This is a genomic window from Rhodobacter sp. TJ_12 (genome assembly GCF_020023995.1).
Lineage (GTDB): Bacteria > Pseudomonadota > Alphaproteobacteria > Rhodobacterales > Rhodobacteraceae > Rhodobacter.
Window position 1 is genome coordinate 1 of sequence record NZ_NRRD01000021.1, and the last position, 11803, is coordinate 11803.

At 57.5% G+C, this 11803-nt stretch carries 12 protein-coding genes; 8 read left to right on the top strand and 4 right to left on the bottom strand.

The annotated features are described in order from the left end of the window. Window positions 1-90 precede the first annotated feature (90 nt). Window positions 91-1137, bottom strand: a complete 1047-nt coding sequence (locus CKO11_RS13845) for a nucleotide sugar dehydrogenase (protein WP_223639961.1) — start codon at window positions 1135-1137, stop codon at window positions 91-93. A gap of 293 nt (window positions 1138-1430) precedes the next feature. On the opposite strand from CKO11_RS13845, the gene gmd reads away from it, so the two are divergent. From gmd to CKO11_RS13865, 4 genes are all read left to right on the top strand, one after another. Beyond that, the gene (gmd, locus tag CKO11_RS13850; protein ID WP_223639964.1) at window positions 1431-2552 is read left to right on the top strand and encodes a GDP-mannose 4,6-dehydratase; all 1122 of its coding nucleotides are present in this window, start codon (window positions 1431-1433) and stop codon (window positions 2550-2552) included. Window positions 2553-2643: 91 nt separating this feature from the next. Beyond that, complete coding sequence (locus tag CKO11_RS13855) at window positions 2644-3396, top strand: FkbM family methyltransferase (protein WP_223639967.1); 753 nt, start codon at window positions 2644-2646, stop codon at window positions 3394-3396. A gap of 71 nt (window positions 3397-3467) precedes the next feature. Further along, window positions 3468-4463 carry a hypothetical protein gene (locus CKO11_RS13860; protein ID WP_223639970.1) on the top strand — a complete coding sequence of 332 codons (996 nt, stop codon included), beginning with the start codon at window positions 3468-3470 and terminating at the stop codon, window positions 4461-4463. A 6-nt stretch (window positions 4464-4469) separates the two neighbouring features. Then, window positions 4470-5321 (top strand): glycosyltransferase family 25 protein, encoded by an 852-nt coding sequence (locus CKO11_RS13865; RefSeq protein WP_223639973.1) that lies wholly within the window; start codon window positions 4470-4472, stop codon window positions 5319-5321. On the opposite strand, the gene CKO11_RS13870 is transcribed toward CKO11_RS13865, so the two are convergent. Next, window positions 5303-6679, bottom strand: a complete 1377-nt coding sequence (locus CKO11_RS13870; protein ID WP_223639975.1) for a polysaccharide pyruvyl transferase family protein — start codon at window positions 6677-6679, stop codon at window positions 5303-5305. The genes CKO11_RS13865 and CKO11_RS13870 overlap by 19 nt on opposite strands. A 159-nt stretch (window positions 6680-6838) precedes the next feature. Here CKO11_RS13870 and fcl point away from each other — a divergent pair, with 159 nt between their 5' ends. The 4 genes from fcl to CKO11_RS17580 all read left to right on the top strand — a co-directional run bounded on the left by fcl (window position 6839) and on the right by CKO11_RS17580 (window position 9852). Further along, window positions 6839-7807, top strand: a complete 969-nt coding sequence (fcl, locus tag CKO11_RS13875) for a GDP-L-fucose synthase (protein ID WP_223639978.1) — start codon at window positions 6839-6841, stop codon at window positions 7805-7807. A 109-nt stretch (window positions 7808-7916) separates the two neighbouring features. Then, entirely contained in the window at window positions 7917-8339 is a 423-nt protein-coding gene (locus CKO11_RS13880) for a hypothetical protein (RefSeq protein ID WP_223639981.1), read from the top strand. After that, complete coding sequence (locus CKO11_RS13885; protein WP_223639984.1) at window positions 8321-8872, top strand: glycosyltransferase; 552 nt, start codon at window positions 8321-8323, stop codon at window positions 8870-8872. The genes CKO11_RS13880 and CKO11_RS13885 overlap by 19 nt, the downstream gene beginning before the upstream one ends. A gap of 17 nt (window positions 8873-8889) precedes the next feature. Next, a complete protein-coding gene (locus CKO11_RS17580) occupies window positions 8890-9852 on the top strand; it encodes a glycosyltransferase (protein WP_223639988.1) in 963 nt (320 codons plus the stop codon). A 108-nt stretch (window positions 9853-9960) separates the two neighbouring features. Here the strand turns inward: CKO11_RS17580 and CKO11_RS13895 are convergent, their stop codons facing one another. Continuing rightward, window positions 9961-10680 carry an ABC transporter ATP-binding protein gene (locus CKO11_RS13895; RefSeq protein ID WP_223640103.1) on the bottom strand — a complete coding sequence of 240 codons (720 nt, stop codon included), beginning with the start codon at window positions 10678-10680 and terminating at the stop codon, window positions 9961-9963. 16 nt (window positions 10681-10696) lie between these two features. Further along, on the bottom strand, window positions 10697-11755 hold the full coding sequence (locus CKO11_RS13900; protein ID WP_223640106.1) for a sugar transporter: 1059 nt from the start codon (window positions 11753-11755) through the stop codon (window positions 10697-10699). Between the last annotated feature and the right edge of the window lie 48 nt (window positions 11756-11803).

Consider the following 11803-nt stretch of genomic DNA (forward strand, 5'->3'; position numbering starts at 1 on the left):
CCGGCCTCCTGCTCTTTGATCATCCCGATAATCTGTGCCTCGGTGAAACGGCTCTTTCGCATTCGTCTGCTCCTTCAGGTTGGGCAGACTCTACATCAGATTGAGGGAACTTCCGGGGGGCAGGTCAACCACGACCTCGATCCCTTTCGCCTTGATCCGCTTCATAATCCCTTGGATGGAGCTTTGGCGGAAGTTGTCTGACCCGGCCTTCATCACAAGCCGATATACGCCGACGGTCGCCGGTTTCATGGCGATGATCCGGTCGGACAGGAAATCCTTGCGCGTCCGGTTCGCATCTACGATCGCCGCGATCAGGTTTTGCGGCACCTCTGAATAGTTTGCCAGAAGCTGTTTGGTATCTTTGGGCAGGCAGTAGCCGCCATAGCCGAAAGAGGGGTTGTTGTAATGCATCCCGATGCGCGGATCGTGGCCAACGCCTTCGATGATTTGCCGGGTGTCGAGCCCATGTGCGAGCGCATAGCTGTCAAGCTCGTTGAAATAGGCCACGCGCAGGGCAAGGTAGGTATTGGCAAAAAGCTTCACCGCCTCGGCCTCGGTCGGATCGGTGAACAACACGGGGATGTCGCTGTCCAAGGCGCCTTCGATCAGCAAATCCGCAAAGTCCCGGGCCCGTTCTGATTTTTCCCCCACCACGATGCGCGACGGGTGCAGGTTGTCGTAAAGCGCGCGGCCTTCACGCAGGAATTCCGGGCTGAAGATAATCTGGTCACAGCCCAGACGCTCTGACAGCTCTTTCGTGTAGCCGACCGGAATGGTCGATTTGATCACGATCACCGCATCGGGGGCGATTTCGCGCACCTTGGCAATGACGGCGTCGACACTCGATGTGTCGAAGAAATGTGTCTGGGAATCGTAATTGGTGGGGGTGGCCACGATTACGAATTCTGCGCCTTCAAATGCCTCTTGCGGATCGGTCGTCGCGCTTAGGTTCAACGGTTTTTGCGCCAGATAGTCTTCAAGTTCGGTATCCACGATCGGGCATTTGCGCGCATTGATCTGTGCCACCCGGTCTGCATCGATATCCAGCATCCGCACTTGGTTGTGCTGTGCCAGCAATACCGCGTTTGACAGGCCAACATAGCCAATCCCGGCGACGGCAATTTTCCGATCAGACATGAATTATTCTCCGAATGCGTCTGTGAGCGGGCTCAGAGACTTGCGCCCCGCTACGCTTACTTGCGCGGACATTCGCGCGTGCCGCGGCGAAGGCCAAGCAGAAAGTTCAGCGATCCCGCCAGAAGCCAGCCGGCGCCCATCGGGCGGGCAGGCGCAAGACTGCGGCAGGGCATTTGCGGTTGTTTTGCCACTGGGGCGCAGGTAAATATCAGCGAAGATATAAAAGACAGGTCCGGACAGGCGCTTCGTGTCCGCTGCGCATCGGGAAGGCCGGACATATTGATGGACAAAGCATGACGAAAACGGCCTTGATTACCGGCATCACGGGGCAGGACGGGTCCTACCTCGCGGAATTCCTTCTTGAAAAAGGATATGAAGTTCACGGCATCAAGCGCCGGGCCTCTTTGTTCAATACCCAGCGGGTCGATCACATCTATGAAGATCCGCATATCGATAATGCCCGGCTGAAACTGCATTACGGTGATCTGTCGGATACGTCGAACCTGACGCGGATTCTTGAGGAAGTGCAGCCCGACGAAGTCTACAACCTCGGCGCACAATCCCATGTCGCTGTCAGCTTCGAGGCCCCGGAATACACCGCCGATGTTGATGCGATTGGCACCTTGCGGCTTTTGGAGGCGATCCGGTTTCTGGGGCTGGAAAAAAAGACCCGGTTCTATCAGGCCTCGACCTCGGAACTTTTCGGGCTCGTTCAGGAAATTCCGCAGCGCGAAACCACGCCGTTCCACCCGCGCAGCCCCTATGCTGTTGCCAAGATGTATGCCTACTGGATCGCGGTGAACTATCGCGAGGCCTATGGGATGTATGCCTGCAACGGCATCCTGTTCAATCACGAGTCGCCCCGCCGTGGCGAGACCTTCGTGACCCGCAAGATCACGCGTGGTCTGGCCAATATCGCCATGGGACTCGAACCCTGCCTCTATATGGGCAATATCGACAGCCTGCGCGACTGGGGGCACGCAAAGGATTATGTCCGCATGCAGTGGATGATGCTGCAGCAAGATACGGCCGAGGATTTCGTGATCGCGACGGGCGTTCAGTATTCTGTGCGCGAATTCATCACCTGGACCGCGCGGGAATTGGGGATCGAGCTGGAATTCTCTGGTGAGGGGGTGGATGAAATCGCGACGGTCAAATCGGTGGACAATGCCATCGCCCCGATGCTGAAGGCCGGTGATGTGGTGATGCGCATCGATCCGCGTTATTTCCGCCCGGCAGAGGTGGAAACCCTTCTGGGCGATCCGACCAAGGCGAAGGAAAAGCTGGGCTGGACCCCGGAAATCACGGCGCAGGAAATGTGTGCAGAAATGGTTGCGGAAGATCTGCGGACCGCGAAGCGCCACGCGCTTTTGAAAGCACATGGCCTGGATCTGCCGGTCAGCGTGGAGGGCTGACAGGACCTGTCTTTGGACAGTGCAATCCCGTCTCCGGCCAGTCATAAGACTTTGGGCGGAAATATGCAGGGCAGCGAAGGAGTAGATCGGGATGTTTGATACTGCGAGTTTCTTGAAGGGGTTGGTATCCACCGCGACCGAGTTGCCTCATGTCACACTCGGGACCAAGTATGGGGCCTGGGAAATCCCTGAATTCGCGCTTGAAAGCTGCAAGACGGTTTATTCCTTTGGCGCCGGCACAGACATCAGCTTTGACGTCGCGGTGGCACATCGGTACGGGCTGACGGTTCACATCTTCGATCCGACCCCCGGCGCGAAGAAGTTCTACGACCGGGTCGTGAAAAATATCCATAGCGCCTCTCCAGAGGGGATCATCCGGGCCGAGCACGAACAGCACTGGTATCGGGTGCCGGTCTCGGTCCTCGACAAGCTGCATTTCCATGAGATCGGGATCTGGGATGCGGACGATGTCGTGAAATTCTACAGCCCACAGAACGAGGCGCATATCTCGCATTCGATTGTCAATCTGCAGCGAACCGAGACTTATTTCGAGGCAAACGTTCGGCGCCTGTCGACCATCGTCGCGGACATTGGGGTGTCGCCCGATATTATCAAGATCGATATCGAAGGGGCAGAATACACTGTCCTTGCCGATTTCAGCAAGCAAGACATCCGGCCGCTGGTGTTCTGCATCGAGTTCGATGAGCTGAATCACCCGATGGATGACAACTGGCCGGATCGGATTACACAAGCCGTGAACTCTTTGACAAATTTGGGCTACGTTTGCACCTACGCGACGGATGATGGTCTGTGTTTCGTGCGGAAAGAAGGCCTGCCTGCGTGAGGCATAAAGGGGTTCTCGGGAGCTTCGCACAGGTCGGCAACGGGCCTTTCTAGGAAATACGGAAGATGACTGTGGAAAGCAAAGCGATGCGCGTGCTGGTTCTTGGCTTCAGCGTAACGGCAGAAAAGAACGGTTATGTCGAAGCGGCTGCCGAAAGGCTCGCGGCAGACGGGCTGCCGCGCCCGATAGATCTGCGTAAGGTCGGGCTCGGCGGGTTTCACCCGTCGAACCTGCCGCCACTGATCGACTACATCCTTGATAGGGAAAAGCCCGATGCCGTGGTCTTTGAGATTGCGACATCTTCTTTCCGCAATCAGACCAATGCAGACTTGAATCATCCGCCGATCCTCGCGGCACTGCTGAATGCCTGTCATACCCGCAACCTGCCCTGCGCCTTTCTGGATCTGCCGAGAACAGATGTGGAGTTCGCAACGGACTGGGTGGTGACGCAACATGGCGATGCGTGTCGCCAGCTTGGCCTGCCCCATGCGGCTGTCGCGCCCTCAGAGGGGATGTTCAAGGATGTTGTCCATCCAACTCCGGACGGCATCGCAACGCTCTCAGACGCCCTTCTTGCGCTGCTGCGGGATTTGGTCGCCGAGCCGCTGATCGTGCCGAAGGCCATTGCTGCATCTGGGCGACAATCCTGTTTTGCCTTCTCTCGGGTTCTGGCCCCCGGTGCGGGCCGACGCTTTGAGCGTGCGGGGTTGGAGTTCACCTGTGCAGAGCTGCATCCCGGTCAGCCGCTGCACATCAAACTGCCGCAACCGACCCGGATCATCGGCCTGATGGCCATTGCCGGGCCGCGTTCTGGACAGATCAGGGTTGCGGTGCCCCAAGGCGAGGCCCGGACCGTGCAGCCCTATGATCCGTATTGTTACTATGAACGGATGTATCCGATGCGCATGGCGCCGTTTATGGCATCAGAACTGGTGTTGCAGCAACTTCCGGGTGTCCCGGAGGTGGATCTGCTAAAGGGGGAGAAGGATACCGGTCCGCGCATCGGCTATCTTGCCGCATTGTTCACATCCTATGATACGGATCCGGCCCAAGGTCTGAAACTGTAACAGCCGATGACGGAGGCGCTGCCGATGACGGTAAACCCGCTGATCCCCAAGGGTCTGTTTGACCGGATTGTGGTTGTCAGCCTCCCCGCATCCGCAGATCGCAGGGCTCATATACGGGCCCACTTCGCACAGGTTGGAATTACGGATTACGCGTTCTTCGATGCTTGCGATGCGACGGCCCCGGAAGTGCATGCGCTGTTCGGCACAGACAGGGTTCTGCGCTATCCGCCCTGTTTTCGCTGCGGCAAAGAGGATTGCGGCAAGCCAGACTGCAACAATGTGCTGACGCCGCCGCAGGTTGCTGTTTTTGCGACCTATCTCAAGCTCTGGCAGCAGATTGCCCAAACGGATGAGCGTGTTTTGGTTTGTGAAGACGATGTGATTTTTCATCCCTGGACCGGGGGCGTCTTGCAAAAACTCGCGGACCATATCCAAGACGGACATCTGATATTCACCGGGGCAGAACCGGCCCTGCTGCGCCTTGGCTGGGCATTGTGTGCCGACCATGATGCGGCTCTCCCGTTCCGCGTTGACGATACCCTTCGGATGTCAAACCCATGCCATGCAGTGACCGGTGCCTATGCGCGGGCCCTTCTGGATAGCTTTGACCGTGTCGAACATACGGCCGATGTCTTTCAACACCAGCTTGCCCCGGTTGCGGCGCGGGGCGCGCGAACGGTTTTTCCGCCCGTCGCCTCGGAACTCTCATGGTCGGTCGGATCGCTGGAATCCCTGATCCACCCCAAGGACCGACATGCCGATTGGCTTGAGGCGCAAGGGCGTTTAGATGAAGCGGCCCGCTACCGGGAACATGTTGCGCAGCACTTCCGCGAGCGGGCTCACAAAACCCCCTCATAGATAACCTGCCGGGTATATTGGGTCGCGTGTTCATCCAGCACTTTCAGGTGTCGGAAAATGCGCGCAAACGGGGTCTCTTCTTCCGTCGCCGGATTGATCCCGGCGATCCAGCCATGAGCCCTGCGCTCTGCCGGATCGCTGGGTTCGTAGGCCCAGCTAAACAGGCATCGAGTGCCGGGATAGGCCTGCTTCAGCGCGGCGAGAAAAGCTTCCGTTCCGATGATATATTCCAGAAAACCGCTCATCACGATGACATCGGCAGCCACGTCAGGAAAGCGCGTCTCCCGGTTATAGTCGCAGATGAAAACATCGCCCTCACCCGGAACGCAATCGATCGGCTGATAGGCCTTCAGAGCCACATGCCGACGCAGGGATTGGTTGCCGGACCCGAACTCGATGACGCAGGCCCCTTCGGGAATGTGCCGCGCAATCCGTTGGTTCCGGGCATCCCAGGGCGGGGCATCCATGGCAACACGGGCCCAGCGGTCCAGATCTGTCTGCACCCGTGTGCCGGGGAAGGCTGAAAGGAAGGTATCAAGATCGGGCCGTATGGGGCCAAGACGCTCGTAATCGGCACAGGCCGCGGCGATCAGATCCTCCAGATCGCCTTCAAGTCCGGCCAATGGCGCCTGCGCCCGGGAGGCCTGTTCCATGCTTTGAAAATAGTCCCGAAATTTGAAACCATTGCCAACCACCCGGTCAGACAGTTTCATCCAGCGACAGGGGATGCCATAGGCATCTGCCAAAATCAGCCCATGCAAGGAACTCGACAGGATCGCGTCACAGGCGCAGACATCATCGATAAATCTCGTAATCCGCTGTTCTTCTGGGATGCCGGCCTGTGTGATATCCAGCACCCGGACATGCTCATGTGCCGCGAAACGTGCCAATGCGGGATGGTCTTGATCGATGTAATGCGGGATGATCCCGAGCCGATAACGCCGCTCAGGTTGCGCAGGACGATAAAACCTTGAAAACAGCAGCGCCGGATCGCCGTAGATCTCGGGGCAGGCGATACCGCGATCTAGCAGGCGCGTCCGGGTCATCGGGCCACGCACCGCGGCAACATGTGCTGGCTGCACGCCGGGCGTCAGAAAGGCCATCGTGTCCGATATTTCCCCGACGCCCCACAGGATGCTTCCGGCCGTGATCCATTTCATCGTGCTGCCGCAGATCATCAGATGCGGCTCTGTGGTCATGTCGGTGTAATCCACAACTTGCGGAATATGGCCGACGACATAGTGGTAAATCGCTGGGCTGACCGCATCGCCCCAGTTCCAGATTTCATTTCGGGGACCACCGCCCGTCCAGCATCGGACGGTCTGCGCTCTGACCGGAGTCTTCGTCTTTGCCGACATGAAAGGCCCTGTCTGTTTTCCAGCGCGGGGGCGCGCGAAGTGGTTTGAAGAGCGGCACCGTTTGTGCCTAAATACCCTCTACATAACGACTTACGGCCATCAAAGAAACCGATCAGGGAACATTGCCGCACAGAGGCGCGGGGATGTGCGACAGGCGATATGACAAAAATTTACATTGCAGGCCATCGTGGCATGGTGGGCGGCGCTATTTTGCGTCGTCTCGAAGCGCGTCGGGCGGCAGGCGAAGATTTGACGCTTTTGACCCGAACGCATGCAGAATTGGACCTGACCAGCCAGCCGGCTGTGCGGGATTTCATGCAGGCCGAAAACCCAGATGTTGTGATCTTGGCGGCGGCAAAAGTTGGCGGCATTCATGCCAACAATACCTACCCTGCAGATTTCATTTATGAAAACCTGATGATCGAATGCAATGTGATCCATCAAGCGTTCGCCGCAGGGGTGAAGAAACTGCTACAACTGGGATCGTCCTGCATCTACCCGAAAGCGGTGCCCCAGCCAATGAAGGAAGATGCCCTGCTGACCGGCACGCTGGAGCCCACCAACGAACCTTATGCCATTGCAAAGATTGCCGGGATCAAACTTTGTGAAAGCTACAACCGCCAACACGGTGTAGATTACCGCTCTGTCATGCCCACCAACCTCTACGGGCCCGGCGACAATTTCCATCCCGAAAATTCTCACGTGCTTCCCGCGCTGATCCGGCGCTTCCACGAGGCGGCGCAGAATGGCACCGAAGAGGTGGTGATCTGGGGGACCGGCACCCCGAAACGCGAATTCCTGCATGTTGACGATATGGCAGAAGCAAGCCTGTTCGTGCTGGATCTGCCGCGCGATATCTATGAGGCCAATACAGAGCCGATGCTGAGCCATATCAACGTGGGTTCGGGGACCGATGTTTCGATATTGGAACTGGCGCAACTGGTCGCCAAGATCACCGGTTACAGCGGAAAGATCTCGACAGATCCCACCAAGCCCGATGGCACGATGCGAAAACTGATGGATGTTAGCCGTCTGTCCCGAATGGGCTGGACGGCCAGCATTAGTCTGGAAGCCGGAATCGCGGAAACTTACGCTTGGTTCAAACAGGCCGAAGGCCTGCGGATGTGACCACGCGGGGGCGCCCCTTCGGGCGGCCTTAGCATTGACATGCCGACGTCGGCCCACCTAGGTTGCCAGCGCCGGAATCCGTCCAGCGGACTGCCAAAAGGATTACTGCGTGTCCGATTACAAACCCTCCTACACATGGCCCGCCAGCGTGCCGTTCCGGCTGTTCTACGAGTCTGGAAATCTGCGCGTCTTCATCATCGAGAACGTGCAACACAACTGGAACTGGCTGTCCGAATGCGCCGAGGACATCCGACCGACGGATTACTTCTTCGTCATCGGCGGCTGGTATCAAAGTGAATCGTTTGCAAGCGAGGCCAATCAGATCTTCTCGCTGCTCAATCTGCGCAAGCAGAACTTCTTCATGATGTATAACTCCCCGCAGGAGAAGAGCAATTTCGAGAAACAGGGCTTCCAGGGCGATGTGATCAATCACAATGCCTGGCTAAAGGAAAAGCAGTTCGGCGCGACGGGCGCGGCCAAGAAGTTCGACGCCGGAGCGCTTTCAAGCGCCACATGCTGGCGGAGAAGGTGAAAAACCTTGCGATCATCGCAGGCGATAACCACGGCAACGCCATCGCGCCGGTGCCGGAACATGCGTGGCTCAATCCGCATAAGTTCACTCAGGCCGAGGTTCACCAGACGCTCAACGAGTCTCGCTGTGGCCTTCTGCTTTCGGCGATGGAGGGGGCCTGTTTTTCGTCCAGCGAATACCTGCTGAGCGGTATCCCAGTGGTATCGACCCCGTCCTTGGGTGGGCGCGATGTCTGGTACAATGACTACAATGCGATCATCGCCGAACCGAACCCCGATGCCGTGGCCGCTGCGGTCGAGACTTTTGTCGCCAATCCGCGCGATCCCGAGAAGATCATCAAGATGCATATCGAGCAGGCCGAGGTTTACCGGAAGCGCTTTGCGAAGGTCTTTGGTGACATTCTCAAGCGGCACGGAGACGGAGAGGTGGATGCGCATCTCTATTTCCGCCAGAATTTCACTCCGAAAATGCGGGCAGGCATGTGGCACGATGACATCGTGGCACTCTTTAAGGGCACCAAGAAGGCATCCTGAGCACAAGGAACAGCGCGGTGGCGGAAACCAAGCACGATTACAAGCCCAGCTACGTCTGGCCGAACCCTGCCTTCCCGTTCCGGGTCTATTATGATGGTCCGGAATGCCGGATTTTCATCATTGAGAACATCCGGAACAATTGGAACTGGATGTACGAATGGCATGAGCGTTTCCGCCCGACGGACATCTTTTTCGTCTATAGCGGCTGGTATCAAAGCGTCGGTGGCGCCAAGGATACCGAGAAGATCTTCCGCCTGCTTGGACTGCGGAAAGAAAACTTCTTCTTTATGTTCAACTCGCCGCTTGAGCAGAAGAACTTCGACGGGTTTCAAGGTGCGGTGATCAACCACAACGCTTGGCTTGACGAGAACCTCGTCATGAAGCCGCTGGGGCTGGCGAAAGAATATGATGCCATCTACGTGGCGCGTCGCTCTGCGTTCAAGCGCCATGAACTGGCGGCGAAAGTGGGCAACCTTGCGCTTGTGGCCGGGATCAATCATGGCAATGCTGAGGCCCCCCTGCCGCCGTATCGCTACCTGAACGACACCCAGCTGACGCCGGATCAGGTCTGCGAGATGATCAACAAGGCCTCTTGTGGTCTGATTATGTCAGAGACGGAAGGCGCCTGTTTCGCCTCCAGCGAATATCTGCTCTGCGGGGTGCCGGTCGTCTCGACACCTTCTTATGGCGGGCGTGATGTTTGGTACAATGCGTACAATTCGATCATCGCTGATCCGACGCCCGAGGCGATCGCCGAAGCGGTCGAGGAAATGGTGCGCTGGCCGCGCAACCCGGCGCGCATCCGTCAGATGCACATCGATCAGGCCCATGGCTACCGGCGGGAGTTTATCAAGGCGCTCGACGGCATATTCAAGCGGTTCGGGGTTACGAGCATCGACGCCGACAAGTATTTCAAGGACACGTTCTTCCATAAGCTGCGGAAGTCTTACGTTCCCGACTTCAAAAAGATTTTCGGGTAAGATGCAGGGCGCGGACGGATAAAGGCGGAAGCTTTCGTAATTTGAGGGGCTCCGCGCCCGGCGCGGTTTGTCCCGGGCCCGGGTTCGGGCAGGCGCTCTGACCGTAGGTCAGCTGTTCGGCCGGGTGGGTCCCTTGCGCGTTTTGCGTCCCTTGCGCATCCACGGCGGCAGGCGGCCTTTCATCACATGCTCATAATGCTCGATCGCGCGCTCGATGTTGCCGTAATAGAAAAACCGCCCATTCTGCAGCACAATCCCTGAGGTGCACATTCGGCGCATCTGTGCCATCGAATGCGATACGAAGATCACGCTGCTGCTTTGCAGCCGGTCGCGCAAAAGTGCCTCGCTTTTCGCAACAAAGGAGCCATCCCCGGCCGCCGTGGTTTCATCCAGCAGATAGGTGTCAAATTTGATCGCCATCGACATCGCGAAGGCCAGCCGGGATTTCATGCCCGAGGAATAGGTCCGGACCGGCAGATTGAAATGGTTTCCGATCTGCGCAAAGTCGCGGCAGAATTCGGCCATTTCTGCCGTGTCGACGCCGTAGATCCGGGCGACGAATTTGACGTTCTGCGACCCCGTCAGATCGGGGTGAAAGCTTCCGGCAAAGCCGACGGGAAAAGAAATTGTACCGTCTGAGATGATCTGGCCGCGATCCGGTTGAAGCGTGCCGGCAATCATCTTCAGAATCGAGGATTTCCCCGCGCCGTTCGGGCCCATCAGCGCCACGCTTGATCCGGTGGGAAAGGTGAAGCTGATGTTGTCGGCGATCGTCTTTTGGATTCCGTTGAGCCGGTAAGTCTTGGTCAGGTTGCGCAATTCGATCATGGCAGGCTTTCCTGCGTCAGCGGCGGTCGCGGACGCTGTAATAAACCAAGACGCCAATCGACCAGAGCAGGGTAAGGAACAGCGCCGTGATCAGGCTTAGGATGCCACGCTGCGGGTAAAGCGCCTTTTGCGGCAGGGTCGGTTTGGCGTAGGTCGCCAGATAGCGGCTTTTGCGCTGTGCCTCGGCTTGCGCTGCATCTAGGGCGGCTTGGGCCGTCAGATAGGCTTCCTCGGCATATTTCAGATCAACCGCCAGCTTTTCGAATTCGCCCACAAGTGTGGAATAATCCGCCTCTTCATCGCCACGGGCCTGCCCCCCGATGCCGAATTTCTGGCGTTCCCGTTCAATGAGGCCTTGGATCACTTCAATCCGGCGCTGACTTTGCTCAAGGCGGGGATCGTTCTCCTTGGCGGTCTGCTCCAGCAAATTCAGCTCGATATAGCTTTCTGCCAGTTGCGCTTCCAAAGAGTTGAGCAGCCCCATCTGGCCCTGAATATCGGCATCCGGGTCGACCATCCGGTTGCGGGAGCGGAAGGTGGTCAGCGCTTCCCGCGCGGATTTCAAACGATCCAACGCGACAGCCATATCTTCGCGGGCGTAGCGGGTGGCATCTTCGCGCGCGATGGCGGAGAGGTCATTGATCATCTCTGACGAGCCATCGACGATGGCGTTGGCGATCATCAGAGAGTCTTCGGGCGTGAAGGCACGCACATCAAGCTGGATCAGACCAGATCCGGATGTGTAGCTCACTTTCACCATGCGCTGCCAGTAATCTGTCAGATCCTCGATCACACCGTCAGGCTGATAGGCAAAGACCGGATCAAAAGCCGGTTTCGAATAAAGCCCGGGCAGATCGATCTGGGACGATATTTTCTCTACGAGTGCCTGACTCTGAATATATTCGTAGAGCACATCGGTATCAGAGGAACTGGTGCCCGACAGGCTCGACAATCCGCTTAGCAGAGATTCCGCGCTTTCGGTCTCTTCGGAGCGAACATAGAACCCAACCTTCGTCGAATACTGATCATCCGCAATGAAACACAGATAAAAGGCGGTGAGCAGCGTTGGCAGCACGACCAAGCCAAGAAAGCTGATAAAGATCCAACGATGCCGCGGCTCAAT

Bases quoted from the DNA above. Each gene is read 5' to 3' on its own strand.
- CKO11_RS13845 (WP_223639961.1), bottom strand. From the start codon at position 1,137: ATGTCTGATCGGAAAATTGCCGTCGCCGGGATTGGCTATGTTGGCCTG.
- gmd (WP_223639964.1), top strand. From the start codon at position 1,431: ATGACGAAAACGGCCTTGATTACCGGCATCACGGGGCAGGACGGGTCC.
- CKO11_RS13855 (WP_223639967.1), top strand. From the start codon at position 2,644: ATGTTTGATACTGCGAGTTTCTTGAAGGGGTTGGTATCCACCGCGACC.
- CKO11_RS13865 (WP_223639973.1), top strand. From the start codon at position 4,470: ATGACGGAGGCGCTGCCGATGACGGTAAACCCGCTGATCCCCAAGGGT.
- CKO11_RS13870 (WP_223639975.1), bottom strand. From the start codon at position 6,679: ATGTCGGCAAAGACGAAGACTCCGGTCAGAGCGCAGACCGTCCGATGC.
- fcl (WP_223639978.1), top strand. From the start codon at position 6,839: ATGACAAAAATTTACATTGCAGGCCATCGTGGCATGGTGGGCGGCGCT.
- CKO11_RS13885 (WP_223639984.1), top strand. From the start codon at position 8,321: ATGCTGGCGGAGAAGGTGAAAAACCTTGCGATCATCGCAGGCGATAAC.
- CKO11_RS13895 (WP_223640103.1), bottom strand. From the start codon at position 10,680: ATGATCGAATTGCGCAACCTGACCAAGACTTACCGGCTCAACGGAATC.